This window comes from Frigoribacterium sp. AP1 (genome assembly GCF_056680555.1).
The window spans coordinates 3,186,380-3,200,546 of record NZ_CM155288.1 but is presented as its reverse complement, the minus strand read 5'-3'; the positions used below and the strand labels follow the sequence as shown (position 1 = coordinate 3,200,546).

Sequence of the window (14,167 nt, the reverse complement as noted above, 5' to 3'; positions counted from 1 at the left end):
CCGCGACGAGCCGCGCCTCCTCGGTCGGTGCTAGCCTCGTCACGTGTCCACCGGCCTGCTCCTCCTTAGCTGCCGCGGCGAGTCCTGACCCAGGCCCCCCTCGTCGCGGAGTTCGTCGTCGGCCGACACCCCCGCGAAGAGCAGCCCCTCGAGGGCGAGAGAGACCACAGGACATGAAGAACGCACAGCAGCCGTCGGCCATGCCGATCCACAAGTACCGGCCCTTCCACGAGCAGATCGCGGTCGACCTGCCCGACCGCACGTGGCCCGCCAAGCGCATCACCGAGGCACCGCGTTGGTGCGCCGTCGACCTGCGGGACGGCAACCAGGCGCTGATCGACCCGATGAGTCCCGAGCGCAAGCGCATCATGTTCGACCTGCTGGTCGGCATGGGCTACAAAGAGATCGAGGTCGGCTTCCCGAGCGCCTCGCAGACCGACTTCGACTTCGTGCGCAGCCTCATCGACGAGGGCGCCATCCCGGACGACGTGACGATCCAGGTGCTGACCCAGGCGCGCGAGCACCTGATCGCACGCACCTACGAGTCGATCGCTGGCGCCAAGCAGGCCATCGTCCACCTGTACAACTCGACGAGCGTGCTGCAGCGCGACGTCGTGTTCCGCACCGACCGTCAGGGCATCGTCGACATCGCGCTCGAAGGCGTCCGGCTGTGCCTCGAGGCCGAGAAGACCATCCCCGAGACGGCCGTCTTCTACGAGTACTCGCCCGAGAGCTACACCGGCACCGAGCTCGACTTCGCGCTCGACATCTGCAACCGGGTGATCGAGGCCTTCGACGCGACGCCCGACCGCCCCGTGATCGTGAACCTGCCGGCGACCGTCGAGATGGCGACCCCCAACGTCTACGCCGACTCGATCGAGTGGATGCACCGTCATCTGACCCGTCGCGACAGCGTCATCCTGTCGCTGCACCCGCACAACGACCGGGGCACGGGCATCGCCGCGGCCGAGCTGGGCTACCTGGCCGGGGCCGACCGCATCGAGGGCTGCCTCTTCGGCAACGGCGAGCGGACCGGCAACGTCGACCTCGTCGCGCTGGGCATCAACCTGTTCACCCAGGGCATCGACCCGCAGATCGATTTCAGCGACCTCGACATGGTCAAGCGCACCGCCGAGCACTGCAACCAGCTGCCCGTGCACGAGCGCAGCCCCTGGGCCGGCGACCTCGTCTACACGGCGTTCTCGGGCTCGCACCAGGACGCCATCAAGAAGGGCTTCGAGGCCATGGCCGCGACCGCGGCGTCACGTGGGGTCGACGTCGACGAGCTGGAATGGGCGGTCCCGTACCTGCCGGTCGACCCCAAAGACCTGGGTCGCAGCTACGAGGCGGTCATCCGCGTCAACTCGCAGTCGGGCAAGGGCGGCGTGGCCTACCTGCTCAAGGCGGACCACGCGATCGACCTGCCGCGCAAACTGCAGATCGAGTTCAGCGGCGTCGTCCAGTCACGCACCGACGAAGAGGGCGGCGAGATGACGAGCGCCCACATCTGGTCGATCTTCCAGGACGAGTACCTGCCCGCCGACGACACCGACGACAAGTGGGGTCGCTTCGAGCTGACCCGGACGAGCACCTCGAGCGACATGTCGGGCGAGACCGTGCTCGACGTCGACCTGCGGGTCGGCGAGATCGTCGAGTCGACCTCGGCCCGCGGCACCGGGCCCATCGCGGCGTTCATCGCCGTGCTCGCCGAGCAGGGCGTCCAGGTCAAGCTGTACGACTACGTCGAGCACACCCTCAGCGCGTCGGGCGACGCGCAGGCCGCTGCCTACGTCGAGCTCGACGTCGACGGCACCCGGCTCTGGGGCGTCGGCATCGACGCCGACATCTCGACGGCCTCGCTCAAGGCCATCGTCTCGGCGGTGAACCGTGCCATCCGCACGACGACCGACGTGCGCGAGCTCGCCTCGGTCTGAGCGGCCTGCCCCGTCCGGACCCGCACGTCCCGACCCGCCCCCGGTGCCCTCGGTGCCGGGGGCGTCGTCGTGCCGGACGGGTGCCGGCGTGGGGCCGGGGTGTCGGTCTGCGGCCTGAGGTGCGGGCAACTCCTGCCTGGTGTCGCGCGCGGGTGCGGGTGTGCGGCGTGTCGGGGTCCGCTGGCGCAGGGGGCAGGAGTTGCCGACACGGGCGGCGCCGGGCCGACGGGGTGCAAGGGCCGGTACCGCGCGCCGAGCGCCGGCAGCGGGGTCAGCGGGGCCGGCGCCAGCGGGGGAGCCGGCTGAGGGCGCGCTGTTCGGGCAGGGTCCACCCGAACCGCACCGCCAGCATGCGGATGACCAGCGTGATCGACGTGCCCGCGATGGCGGAGACGGCCACGGGTGCCCCGAGCGACACGGCCACCACCAGGACGACGGTGCCCCCGGCCGCCGCCACGGCGTAGAGCGACCCCACGTGCATCATCGCGATGGTGAGGTTCATCAGCAGGTCGCGCAGCACCGAGCCGCCGACGGCGGCGATGACCCCGACGAACACGGCGGGGATCTCGGGCAGTCCGAGCGAGAGCGCCTTGGTCGACCCGATCGCGCCGAGCAGGCCGATCGTCAGGGCGTCGAGCACGGTGATGACCCCCGCCAGCCGGGTGAACACCCGCTGCAGAGCCATGCCGACGATCGCGGCCGCGACGGCGACGAGCAGGTACCAGTTGCTCGTCATGGCCCGGGGCACCTCGCCGAGCAGGACGTCGCGCAGCACGCCGCCGCCGAGTCCGGTGGCGATGCCGATGATGGCGATGCCGAGCAGGTCGAGGCGGCGGTCCTTGTACTCAGAGGCGAACATCGCCCCCTGCAGGCTGCCGATGCCGACGGCGAGGAGGTCCACCCACAGGGGTACGGCGAAGGCTGTGGCGTGCACCTGACGTTTGTACCACGCGTGCGATGCTTGGTCGGTGCCCGTCTACCGTGATGAATGCGTCGTGTTGCGCACCCACAAGCTGGGTGAGGCCGACCGCATCCTCACGATGCTCAGCCGCAACCACGGCAAGATCCGGGCCGTGGCCAAGGGCGTCCGGCGGACCGCTTCGAAGTTCGGTGCGCGCCTCGAGCCGATGATGGTCGCCGACCTGCAGCTCTACGAGGGCCGGTCGCTCGACATCGTGCAGCAGGCCGAGTCGCTCGGCTCGTACGGTGCCGTGATCGCGGCCGACTACGAGAGCTACACGGCCGGCAGCGTCATGGTCGAGACCGCCGACAAGCTGACCGAGGCCGAGGCGGGTCTGCAGCAGTACCTCCTGCTCGTCGGGGCCCTCCGCTCGCTCGCGCGCCACGAGCACGCCCCCCAGCTCACGCTCGACTCGTACCTCCTGCGCGCGCTCAGCATCGCGGGCTGGTCGCCGAGCTTCGGCGACTGCGCCGTCACCGGTGAACCCGGGCCGCATTCGGCCTTCGTCGTGCAGCTGGGTGGTGTGGTGGCCGACTCGCACGCGCCTCCCGGCGCTCCGCGGTTGACGCAGGAGGCGCTGGCCCTGTTGGGTGCGTTGCTCACGGGGGACTGGGGCCACGCCGAAGACGCGCCCGACGCGACCCGCAACCAGGCGAGCGGCGTCGTCGCCGCCTACACGCAGTGGCACCTCGAACGGGGACTGCGATCGTTGCAGCACGTCGACCGGGTGCCCGGAAGAGAGAGACCGTGAAGAAGACCCACCGCGACGCCGCCGACTTCCGCCCGCTCGACTGGACCGGCGTCCATCCGCCGGCGATGCCGAAGGGCGCCGTGCCTGAACACGTCGCGATCGTCATGGACGGCAACGGGCGCTGGGCCAACGGGCGCGGGCTCACCCGCGTCGAAGGGCACAAGGCGGGCGAGATGTCGCTGCTCGACGTGGTCGCCGGGGCGATCCAGATCGGCGTGAAGCACCTCAGCGTGTACGCGTTCTCGACCGAGAACTGGAAGCGCTCGCCCGACGAGGTGCGCTTCCTGATGGGCTTCAACCGCGACGTGCTGCACCGCCGACGCGACCAGCTGAACGCGTGGGGGGTGCGGGTCCGCTGGGCCGGGCGGAAACCACGGCTGTGGGGGTCGGTCATCAAAGAACTGCAGTTCGCCGAAGAGCTGACGAAGGGCAACGACGTCCTGACGCTGACGATGTGCGTCAACTACGGCGGGCGGACCGAGATCGCCGACGCGATGCGCTCGATCGCCGACGACGTCGCCGCCGGGCGGCTCAAGCCCTCGGCCGTCGGCGAGAAGCTGATCCAGAAGCGGCTGTACGCTCCCGAACTGCCCGACGTCGACCTGTTCGTGCGCAGCTCGGGCGAACAGCGGACGAGCAACTTCATGCTCTGGCAGTCCGCCTACGCCGAGATGGTGTTCCTCGACCAGCTGTGGCCCGACTTCACCCGCACCGACCTGTGGCAGGCCGTCGAGACGTACGCCTCGCGCACCCGTCGGTTCGGGGGAGCGGTGGACGCCCCCAGCCCGGCCTGACCGGTCGGCCGTCAGAACTGGATGTTCGCGCCCAGGAAGATCCGCTCGGCCGGCCACAGGAACTGCAGGGTCAGCGGACCGTCGCTCGCCCGGTGGAACCAGGCGTTGGCGAAGACCGTGGACTCGCCGGGCAGCAGGTACCAGTTCGCGCTGTCGGCCGGGAACTTCGACTCGAGCGAGGTCTCGTAACCCATCTGGGTCAACAGGTCCTGCCCGGCGAAGACGTCCTGCGTGGCGAGGTCGTTGCCGTACGACGAGTAGTCGGCGCTCAGGTCGGTCAGGTCGAGCCGACGCTGCGAGTTGTTCGTCAGGACGTAGGCCGTGACCTCGACGTCGGTGCCCGCCGGGTAGGGGTCGGTGCCGTCGGGGCGGGCGTAGATCGAGGGGGCCGTGGTCGTCAGCTCGCCGACGCCGTAGACGTAGATGGTGAGGTCCTTGTAGTTGACCTGGCCGAGCAGCGTGCCGCCGGGGGCGAGGGCGTCGGGTTGCGACCCGGTGCCCCCGCCGGTTCCGGGCGCGCCTGTCACCTGGGGCTGAGGGGCGCCGCTCGCGCCCGAGGTCGGCGTCGACCCGTCCGCACCGACGGGCGTGAGGTCGTCGAGGCTCGGGAAGCAGCCGGTCAGCCCGACGAGGGCCAGCACCGAGACGGCGATGCCGACGGTCAGTCTTCTGCGCACGACCTGCACCTCTCCTGGTTCGTCGGGCCAGCCTAACCCGGAGCCACGGACAGCTCGCCCCGTCGGACCGGCACGAGGCCCAGCGCGTCGCCGTCCACCTGCTCGAAGGCGTCCAGGACCGCCCGCACGCTCGGCACGCGGTCACCGCCGCGTCCGTGGACGACGTGCACCACGCGGGCGAGCCCCTCGTCCAGGCCGACCACGCGCACCCCGGGAGGCACCGCGGCGGAGATCAACGACAGCCCCGGCAGCAGCGCGACGCCGAGCCCCGCCGCGACGAGCCCCAGCACGGCGAGGGCGTTGTCCGTCTCGAGCACGATCTCGGGCTCGAACCCGGACGCGGCGCACGTGGCGAGCAGGTGACCCCGGCAGCGCGGGCATCCGCCGATCCACCTCTCGTGTGCCAGGCCGGCGAAGTCGTCGCCGCGGACGAACGGGTGCGCCGTCGGCAGGACCAGCACCGTGCGGTCGACGAAGGAGGCGCGGTGCAGCAGCCCGTCGAGGTCGCGTTCGCCCCCGGGGTCGCCCCCGTGGCGGAAGGTGACCGCGACGTCCGCCGAGCCGTCCCGCAGTCGTGCCAGCGCCTCCGGCGGTTCCGCCTCGACGTAGTCGACCGTCAGGCCGGGATGCCGGTCGCGCAGCCGCGACAGCACGTCGGGGACGATCGTCGACGAGGCGCTGGGGAACCCGGCCAGCGTGACGCGGCCCGTGGCGACGCCGCCCAGGGCGTCGAGGTCCTGTCGCGCGGCGTCGAGAGCGGCCTGCACGTGGACGGCGTGGGCCGCGAGCCTCTGCCCGGCCTCGGTCAGGGCGACGCCGCGTCCCGCGCGCAGCACGAGCGGCTGACCGACCTGGCGTTCGGCCCGCCGGAGCTGCTGGCTGACGGCGGGTTGGCTGTAGCCGAGCAGGGCGGCGGCCGCCGTGATCGTGCCGGTGTCCGCGACGGCACGGACGACGCGTAGCGACGCGAGGTCGAGATCGTCGGTCATGCTCGAATCATAAGCCGGTGTGATGGATGACCTCAGACACTGGCGGTTGTCCCGCGATCTCGGCGGGTGGAGCCTGAGGGCATGACCGAGCCCCGTCCCGACCTCTTCGCCCCTGCCCCGGGCTACCTCGCGGCCTGCACCATGGGCTTGCCGATGCGGTCGACGGTCGACGCGCTCCGCATCGACCTCGACCGGTGGTCGTCCGGTCAGGCCGGTCCCGTCGCCTACGGCGCCGTCGTCGAGGAGGCGCGCGCGGCCTTCGCCCGGCTGGCCCGGGTCGACGTCGGCCGCGTCGCCATCGCGTCCCAGACGTCGGCGATGGTCGCCGTGATCGCGGCCTCGGTCCCGGACGGGGCCGAGGTGCTCGTGCCCACGAGCGACTTCAGCTCGATCGTCTACCCCTTCGTGGTTCAGGAGGCGCGGGGCGTCCGGGTCCGGAGCGTCCCGCTCGACGAGGTGGCCGGCTCCGTCGGGCCCGGCACGCACCTCGTGGCCTGGTCGGCCGTCCAGTCCGCCACGGGAGAGGTCGCCGACGACGCGGCCATCGTCGACGCGGCGGCCCGTCACGGGGCGCTCACGCTGTGCGACCTGACCCAGGCCGCGGGCGCGCGACCCGTCGACGCCTCGCGGTACGACGCCAGCGTCACCCACGCCTACAAGTGGTTGTGCTGCCCGCGCGGGGTGGCGTTCCTCACCCTGGGGGAGCGGCTCCAGCGCCTCCTGGTGCCGGCACAGGCTGGCTGGTACGCGGGCGACGACGTGTGGGGCTCGTGCTACGGCCCCGAGATGCGACTCGCCGCGGACGCCCGGGCGTTCGACGTCTCGCCCGCCTGGCAGGCCTGGGCCGGGGCGCTGCCCGCGCTCCGCACGTTCGCCGGGCTCGACGCCGACGAGACCTGGGCGCACGCCGCCGGGACGGGTGACGCGCTCTGCTCGCGGCTCGGGATCGAGGCGCAGGGCCGCGCGATCGTGACCTGGGCCGATCCCGACGGACGCGACCAGCGCCTCCTCGGCGACGCCGGTCTCGTGGTGTCGGGGCGCGCCGGTCGCGTCCGCGTGGCGTTCCACCTCTGGAACGACGAGAGCGACGTCGAGGCCGTCGCCGTCGCGCTCGGCCGGTGACGCGCCGCCGCTAGAGTTGCCGGGTACCTCGACCGACCGGGCACCCAGCTCGGGCCTCAACTCATCGGAGCATCACACGTGGCAGCACCCAACCGTCTCGATTCCGTCATCGCCCTGGCCAAGCGCCGCGGCTTCGTCTTCCAGTCGGGAGAGATCTACGGCGGTTCGCGCTCGGCCTGGGACTACGGGCCCCTCGGCGTCGCCCTGAAGGAGAACATCAAGCGCCAGTGGTGGCAGACCATGGTGCAGGGCCGCGACGACGTCGTCGGCCTCGACTCGGCGGTCATCCTGCCGCGTCAGGTGTGGGAGGCCTCGGGCCACGTCGAGGTCTTCAGCGACCCGCTGGTCGAGTCGCTGCACACCCACAAGCGCTACCGCGCCGACCACCTGCTCGAGGCGTACGAGGCCAAGCACGGCCACCCGCCCGAGAACGGCCTGGCCGACGTCCGCGACCCCGACACGGGGCAGCCCGGCTCGTGGACCGAACCGCAGAACTTCTCGGGCCTGCTCAAGACCTTCCTCGGCCCGGTCGACAACGAGCAGGGCATGGCCTACCTGCGGCCCGAGACCGCGCAGGGCATCTTCACCAACTTCGACAACATCCTGCAGTCGTCGCGCATCAAGCCGCCGTTCGGCATCGGTCAGATCGGCAAGAGCTTCCGCAACGAGATCACGCCCGGCAACTTCATCTTCCGCACGCGCGAGTTCGAGCAGATGGAGATGGAGTTCTTCGTCGAGCCCGGCACCGACGAAGAGTGGCACCAGTACTGGATCGACCAGCGGTTCCAGTGGTACGTCGACCTCGGCATCGACCCCGAGAACCTGCGCCTCTACGAGCACGCCGCCGAGAAGCTCTCGCACTACTCGAAGCGCACCGTCGACATCGAGTACCGCTTCCGGTTCGCCGGCGGCGAGTTCGGCGAGCTCGAGGGCATCGCGAACCGCACCGACTACGACCTTAAGACCCACGCCGCCGCCTCGGGCAAGGACCTGACCTACTTCGACCAGGCCAAGAACGAGCGCTGGACGCCTTACGTCATCGAGCCCGCGGCAGGCCTGACCCGCTCGCTCATGGCATTCCTCGTCGACGCCTACACCGAAGACGAGGCGCCGAACGCGAAGGGCGGTGTCGACAAGCGCACCGTCCTGAAGCTCGACCGGCGCCTGGCCCCGATCAAGGTCGCCGTCCTGCCGCTCAGCCGCAACGAGCAGCTGTCGCCGATGGCCCGAGGGCTCGCCGCCGACCTCCGCAAGTACTGGAACGTCGACTTCGACGACGCGGGGGCCATCGGCCGCCGCTACCGCCGCCAGGACGAGATCGGCACGCCGTTCTGCGTCACCGTCGACTTCGACTCGCTCGAGGACGACGCCGTGACCGTGCGCGAGCGCGACACCATGGCGCAGCAGCGCATCCCGCTGGCCGGGCTGAGGGCCTACCTGGCCGAGCAACTGCTCGGCGCGTAGCCGCCCGGGTCGCCCCCGCCCCCGACGGGCCCTCGTCGTGCACCCGCTGCACGTCGAGGGCCCGTTCCCTCGTGTCGGCAACTCCTGCCTCCTGCGCCGCCGCGCCCCGGGCGCCCGGGTCTCGTCGGCTCGAAGGGCACGGAGCAGGAGTTGTCGACCACCCTGGCCCGCGTCCGCCCTCGCCTCGCGGCCCGGCCGCCTGAGCTCCTGCCCGCACTCGCTCGCGCCCACCCGGCGCTCATCCACCCGGCGCTCATCCACCCCGCGCTCATCCACCCCGCGCTCACCCACCCGGCCTCAGCCCACCCGCCCTGGCGGCAACTCCTGCTTCCTGCCGCGACCTGAGCCCAGCACGCGGCGTGTCGTCCGTGGACGATGCACGAGGCAGGAGTTGCCCGCGCCCGACTGACGCTCCGTGCGACGAGGACTCGCCCCCAGGGTTCCCAGGTGAGGCCGCCGTCCCCAGATCGCCCGTACTCTCCACGGCAGAGGGGTGCCTCCCGGGACGCTGTGGGGCATGACCACGATCTCCGAACTCGTCTCCGACGCCGGTGGCTTGCTGCACAAGCGTGATCTCGTCGCGGCGGGTGCGACGGACCGCCATCTGACCGTCGCCGTCAGCTCCCGCACGGTCCGTCGACCCCGCCGCGGCTGGTATTCGACGTGGCCGCGCCATGATCCGCGTTTCGTGGCCGTCGCGGTGGGGGGACGCCTCACCGGTGCGGCCGCCCTGCACCAGCTCGGGGCGTGGTCGTGGCGACGTCCGCCGATCACGGTCTCGGTGCCCGAGACCGCGTCTCGCCTCCGACGGCGACGGGGCGTCCGCGTCGTCTGGGACCCCGTCGAACTCGGTTCCCGTGGCTCGACCTGGGCGGTGGACCCACGAGACGCTCTCGCCCGCGCGGTGGTCGAAGCGAAGTCCCTCGAGGACGCGGTCATCTTGGTCGACTGGGCACGCAGCGTCGGCATCGTGACCGACGACGAGGACGCCGCCGAGGTCCTGGCACGGAAACGCGCTGACGCTGCTGGGCTGGTGGCCTGGAGCGACGGGGGAGCCGAGAGCATCCTCGAGTCGACGGCCGGGACGAGGCTTCGGCGGGCCGGACACCACGTCGTGCGACAGGTGCCCGTCGGCACCACGGGCAAGATCCTCGACATGCTCGTCGACGGTGTCGTCGGTCTCGAGACCGACGGTCGCGAGCACCACGAGAGCCGCTTCGACCGGGACCGTCTCAAGGACGCAGACATCGCCCTCGACGGACATGTCCCGTTCCGGGCGGGGACGATCATGGTGCGAGACCTGTGGGCCCGCACGTCGGCCGCGATCGAGGCCCTGATCACCACGGCGGGCGGCCCGAGACCGGTGTCACGTGTCGGCAACTCCTGCCTCCCGCGTGTGCTCGGGCCGCGGGGCCGCAGGAACTGGCGGCTCGCCGCCCCGGGCCGACGCAGGAGGCAGGAGTTGCCGACAGGGGAAGGCGGGTGAGGGCCACGCGCGACGGGGTGAAGTGCGTGAGGGCGAAGCGGGACGGGGCGGTCGGAGTGGTGAGGGCGCGGGGAATGGTGAGGCCCCCGCGCGAGTTGGTCCTGCCGTGACCGCAGACTCCGCCACCCCGTCCGCGACCGTCAAGGTCGACATCTGGTCCGACATCGCCTGCCCGTGGTGCTTCATCGGCAAGCGCAAGTTCGAGGAGGCGGTCCGACGTTTCGACGGCCCCGTCGAGGTCGAGTACCACTCGTTCGAGCTCTCACCCGATACCCCGGTCGACTTCGAAGGCAACGAGGTCGACTTCCTCTCGAAGCACAAGGGGATGCCCGCCGACCAGGTCCGCGGCATGCTCGACACCGTCGCCGGCATCGCGTCCGAGGTCGGCCTCGCCTACGACTTCGACCACCTGCAGCACACCAACACGGTCAAGGCGCACGAGCTGCTGCACTTCGCCAAGGCCAACGGTCGCCAGGCCGAGATGAAGGAACGCCTCCTCCACGCCTACTTCGAGCAGGGCCGCCACGTGGGCCGCGTCGACGATCTCGTCGCGCTGGCCGGCGAGGTGGGCCTCGACGAGCAGGAGGCGCGCGAGGCTCTCGAGACCGGGCGCCACCTCGACGACGTGCGGGCCGACCAGGCGCAGGCGCAGGCCTTCGGCATCACCGGAGTTCCGTTCTTCGTCCTCGACGGCAAGTACGGCATCTCGGGCGCACAAGCTCCCGAGACCTTCGTCCAGGCCCTCGAGCAGGTCGCCTCCGAGGTGGCCCGATGAGCGATCCCACCGGGGTCGCGACGCCGCCCGTGCCGTTCACCATGCTCGGCGCACCGGATGCCGCCGCCTGCGAGGGGGACTCCTGCCTCGTCGACCTGCCGAGCACCGCCGGTGGGTCCTCCGACGGGGTCCCGGACGACGAGCCCGGGAGGCGCGGCGTCAGTCGCTGATGTCGGCCACGGTCGCGTCGTACCCGGCGATCAGGTCGTCGGCCTCGACGAAGGCGCTGAAGCCGTGGGCTCCGGCACCCAGGGCGACGCGCCTCCCGACGATGCGGGAGTCCGCGACCACCGGCCACGCGGTGGAGCTGCCCAGGGGAGTGATCGTGCCCCGTTCGTATCCGGTGACCTCGAGGGCGACGTCCGCGCTCGGCATCGACAGCTTGTTGACGCCGACGACCGCTCGGAGCTTCGCCCACGAGATCTGCCGGTCGCCCGGGACGAGCGCGAACAGGAACGACCCGTCGTGGCGTTTGACCACCAGGCTCTTCACGATGTCGGAGGGCTGCAGTCCGAGCAGCGCGGCAGCGGCCTCGAGCGAGTCGGCCGCCGGACGCGCCACGATCTCGACCGCGAGACCGCGTGCGGCGGCGTCCGTGCGCACCCGCCCCGTGCCGTCGACCCGCCCCGGGTCGCCCCCGACGTCCGCGTCGTCCACACCACTCGTCAGCCCGCCGTCGCTCATGGGAGAATCGTAACGATGTCCACCACCACCCTGCCCTCGCGCGGCCTCTCGATCGGTCCGATCGACGTGGCCTCGCCGGTCGTGCTCGCCCCCATGGCCGGCATCACCAACACGGCCTACCGCCGCCTCTGTCGCGAGTACGGCGCCGGTCTCTACGTCAGCGAGATGATCACGAGTCGGGCTCTGGTCGAGCGCACGCCCGAGTCGATGCGCCTCATCCAGCACCACGAGTCCGAGACCCCCCGCAGCATCCAGCTCTACGGCGTCGAGCCCAACACGGTGGCCGAGGCGGTCACCATGCTCGTCGCCGAGGACCGCGCCGACCACATCGACCTCAACTTCGGCTGCCCCGTCCCCAAGGTCACCCGCAAGGGCGGCGGTTCGGCCCTCCCCTGGAAGATCGGCCTCTTCCGCGAGATCGTCGAGGGTGCGGTCGCGGCCGCGGGTGACATCCCCGTGACCGTCAAGATGCGCAAGGGCATCGACGACGACCACCTCACCTACCTCGAGGCCGGTCGTGCCGCGCAGGGCGCAGGCGTGGCGAGCATCGCGTTGCACGCGCGCACGGCGGCCGACTTCTACTCGGGCACCGCCGACTGGTCGGCCATCGCGACCTTGAAGCAGACGATCACCGACGTGCCTGTCCTCGGCAACGGCGACATCTGGTCGGCGGCCGACGCGCTGCGCATGGTCGACGAGACCGGCTGCGACGGCGTGGTCGTCGGCCGGGGCTGCCTCGGCCGCCCGTGGTTGTTCGGTGACCTCGCCGCGGCCTTCCGCGGCGAAGACCTGAAGGCCGAGCCGACCCTCGGCGAGGTGGGTCGGGCCTTCCGGCGTCACGCCGAGCTCATGGTCGAGTTCTGGTCGGGCGACGAGCGGCGGGCCTGCCGCGACATGCGCAAGCACGTCGCCTGGTACTTCAAGGGTTACCCCGTGGGCGGTGAGGTCCGGGCGGCTCTCGCCCTGGCCGACTCGCTGCAGCAGATCGACGACCTGCTCGCCACGATGGACCCCGACGAGCAGTATCCCGGCGAAGCGGCCGAGGGGCCGCGGGGTCGTGCCGGCAGCCCCAAGCGTCCCGCCCTGCCCGACCGGTGGCTCGAGAGCCGCGACCTCGACGAGGCCTTCAAGGCCGAGCTCGCCGCGGCCGAACTGCACCACAGCGGCGGCTAGGCACGCCCGTCCGCGAGATTCCTTCCCGTCCCGACCGAGAGGCCCCGGTGTCCACCGAAGCCCTGCCGAGTGCCGCCCCCGGGTACGACCCCGCCGACTCCGAGCGTTGGTTGCCCGAGCAGCACTCCAACCGGCGCAGCGACTTCGCCCGCGATCGGGCCCGTCTGCTGCACTCGAGCGCGCTGCGGCGCCTGGCGGCGAAGACGCAGGTGTTAAGCCCGACCGCCGGTCTCGACTTCGCCCGCAACCGGCTGACGCACTCGCTCGAGGTAGCGCAGGTCGGTCGTGAGCTCGCGACGAGCCTCGGCCTCGACCCCGACGTCGTCGACACGGCCTGCCTCGCGCACGACCTCGGCCACCCGCCGTTCGGGCACAACGGCGAGCGGGCCCTGAACGAGTGGTCGTCCGACATCGGCGGCTTCGAGGGCAACGCGCAGACCCTCCGGCTGCTGACGCGCATCGAACCGAAGGTGATCGACGCGACCGGGCGCAGTTTCGGGCTGAACCTGACCCGCGCCAGCCTCGACGCCAGTTGCAAGTACCCGTGGCCGGCAGCCCAGGGCATCCCCGACCCGGGCGGTCGGATGAAGTTCGGCTTCTACGACGACGACACGGCCGCCTTCGAGTGGCTGCGCCGGGGTGCCCCGCGTCGGCGACGGTGTGTCGAAGCCCAGGTGATGGACCTCAGTGACGACATCGCGTACTCCGTCCACGACTTCGAGGACGCCGTGGTCAACGGGTACGTCGACGTCGCCGCCCTGGGGGCCCGGGTCGACCACGACTCGCTCGTCACGGCCATGCACGCGTGGGTCGGCGGCGAGCTCAGCCGCGACGAGCTGACCGAGGCCTTCGACCGGTTGCAGGCGCTGCCGTTCTGGCTCGAGTCGTACGACGGCAGCCGGTTCGCGCAGGCCCGCCTCAAGAACCTCACGAGTCAGCTGATCGGCCGGTTCGCCGGCTCGGCCACGCAGGCCACCCGCGACTCGTATCCCGGTGACGCCCTGATGCGCTTCGGTGCCTCGGTCGTCGTCGCCCCCGACGTGATCGGCGAGATCGCCGTGCTCAAGGGCATCGTCGCGGCCTTCGTCATGACGAGCGACGACCGGCAGCCGATCTACCTGCGGCAGCGCGAGGTGCTCACCGGCCTCGCCGACGCCCTCTGGCAGGCGGGCCCTTCCGAACTCGACCGGGGCTTCGCGGCCGACTGGGCCTCGGCCGACGACGACGCCGCGAGGCGTCGGGTCGTCGTCGACCAGGTCGCTTCGCTGACCGACCAGAGCGCCATGGCCTGGCACGACCGGCTCACCGCCGGCCGCTGAGCCCCCCGAGGAGGCGCGGGTCCTCCCCAGCCCCACCG

At 71.5% G+C, this 14,167-nt stretch carries 14 protein-coding genes; 10 read left to right on the top strand and 4 right to left on the bottom strand.

From position 1 onward, the window contains the following. Positions 1 to 173 precede the first annotated feature (173 nt). Positions 174 to 1,934, top strand: a complete 1,761-nt coding sequence (gene leuA, locus AC1MBW_RS15150) for a 2-isopropylmalate synthase (protein ID WP_480024977.1) — start codon at positions 174 to 176, stop codon at positions 1,932 to 1,934. A gap of 271 nt (positions 1,935 to 2,205) precedes the next feature. Here leuA and AC1MBW_RS15145 read toward each other — a convergent pair whose 3' ends face one another. Continuing rightward, positions 2,206 to 2,868: a trimeric intracellular cation channel family protein gene (locus AC1MBW_RS15145; protein WP_071253766.1), complete on the bottom strand. Its 663-nt coding sequence runs from the start codon at positions 2,866 to 2,868 to the stop codon at positions 2,206 to 2,208. A 34-nt stretch (positions 2,869 to 2,902) separates the two neighbouring features. Here AC1MBW_RS15145 and recO point away from each other — a divergent pair, with 34 nt between their 5' ends. Both recO and AC1MBW_RS15135 read left to right on the top strand, forming a co-directional pair. After that, the gene (gene recO, locus AC1MBW_RS15140) at positions 2,903 to 3,646 is read left to right on the top strand and encodes a DNA repair protein RecO (protein ID WP_480024976.1); all 744 of its coding nucleotides are present in this window, start codon (positions 2,903 to 2,905) and stop codon (positions 3,644 to 3,646) included. Further along, on the top strand, positions 3,643 to 4,440 hold the full coding sequence (locus AC1MBW_RS15135; protein ID WP_480024975.1) for an isoprenyl transferase: 798 nt from the start codon (positions 3,643 to 3,645) through the stop codon (positions 4,438 to 4,440). Before recO ends, AC1MBW_RS15135 begins: the two co-directional genes overlap by 4 nt. A gap of 11 nt (positions 4,441 to 4,451) precedes the next feature. Here the strand turns inward: AC1MBW_RS15135 and AC1MBW_RS15130 are convergent, their stop codons facing one another. Together AC1MBW_RS15130 and AC1MBW_RS15125 are read right to left on the bottom strand one after the other, a co-directional pair. Beyond that, complete coding sequence (locus AC1MBW_RS15130; protein WP_480024974.1) at positions 4,452 to 5,117, bottom strand: hypothetical protein; 666 nt, start codon at positions 5,115 to 5,117, stop codon at positions 4,452 to 4,454. A 32-nt stretch (positions 5,118 to 5,149) separates the two neighbouring features. After that, a complete protein-coding gene (locus tag AC1MBW_RS15125; RefSeq protein WP_480024973.1) occupies positions 5,150 to 6,106 on the bottom strand; it encodes a LysR family transcriptional regulator in 957 nt (318 codons plus the stop codon). 81 nt (positions 6,107 to 6,187) lie between these two features. Here AC1MBW_RS15125 and AC1MBW_RS15120 point away from each other — a divergent pair, with 81 nt between their 5' ends. From AC1MBW_RS15120 to AC1MBW_RS15100, 5 genes are all read left to right on the top strand, one after another. Continuing rightward, positions 6,188 to 7,228, top strand: a complete 1,041-nt coding sequence (locus AC1MBW_RS15120; protein ID WP_480024972.1) for an aminotransferase class V-fold PLP-dependent enzyme — start codon at positions 6,188 to 6,190, stop codon at positions 7,226 to 7,228. A 78-nt stretch (positions 7,229 to 7,306) separates the two neighbouring features. Continuing rightward, a complete protein-coding gene (locus AC1MBW_RS15115; protein ID WP_480024971.1) occupies positions 7,307 to 8,692 on the top strand; it encodes a glycine--tRNA ligase in 1,386 nt (461 codons plus the stop codon). A 517-nt stretch (positions 8,693 to 9,209) separates the two neighbouring features. Further along, the gene (locus tag AC1MBW_RS15110; RefSeq protein WP_480024970.1) at positions 9,210 to 10,178 is read left to right on the top strand and encodes a hypothetical protein; all 969 of its coding nucleotides are present in this window, start codon (positions 9,210 to 9,212) and stop codon (positions 10,176 to 10,178) included. Positions 10,179 to 10,284: 106 nt separating this feature from the next. Continuing rightward, on the top strand, positions 10,285 to 10,953 hold the full coding sequence (locus tag AC1MBW_RS15105; RefSeq protein ID WP_480024969.1) for a DsbA family oxidoreductase: 669 nt from the start codon (positions 10,285 to 10,287) through the stop codon (positions 10,951 to 10,953). Continuing rightward, on the top strand, positions 10,950 to 11,123 hold the full coding sequence (locus AC1MBW_RS15100) for a hypothetical protein (protein WP_480024968.1): 174 nt from the start codon (positions 10,950 to 10,952) through the stop codon (positions 11,121 to 11,123). Before AC1MBW_RS15105 ends, AC1MBW_RS15100 begins: the two co-directional genes overlap by 4 nt. Here the strand turns inward: AC1MBW_RS15100 and AC1MBW_RS15095 are convergent. Beyond that, a complete protein-coding gene (locus AC1MBW_RS15095) occupies positions 11,113 to 11,637 on the bottom strand; it encodes an aminoacyl-tRNA deacylase (protein ID WP_480024967.1) in 525 nt (174 codons plus the stop codon). The two genes, AC1MBW_RS15100 and AC1MBW_RS15095, sit on opposite strands and share 11 nt — an antisense overlap. A gap of 15 nt (positions 11,638 to 11,652) precedes the next feature. On the opposite strand from AC1MBW_RS15095, the gene dusB reads away from it, so the two are divergent. Together dusB and AC1MBW_RS15085 are read left to right on the top strand one after the other, a co-directional pair. Further along, positions 11,653 to 12,810 (top strand): tRNA dihydrouridine synthase DusB, encoded by a 1,158-nt coding sequence (dusB, locus tag AC1MBW_RS15090; RefSeq protein WP_480024966.1) that lies wholly within the window; start codon positions 11,653 to 11,655, stop codon positions 12,808 to 12,810. 47 nt (positions 12,811 to 12,857) lie between these two features. Continuing rightward, entirely contained in the window at positions 12,858 to 14,129 is a 1,272-nt protein-coding gene (locus AC1MBW_RS15085; protein WP_255364116.1) for a deoxyguanosinetriphosphate triphosphohydrolase, read from the top strand. Positions 14,130 to 14,167 lie beyond the last annotated feature (38 nt).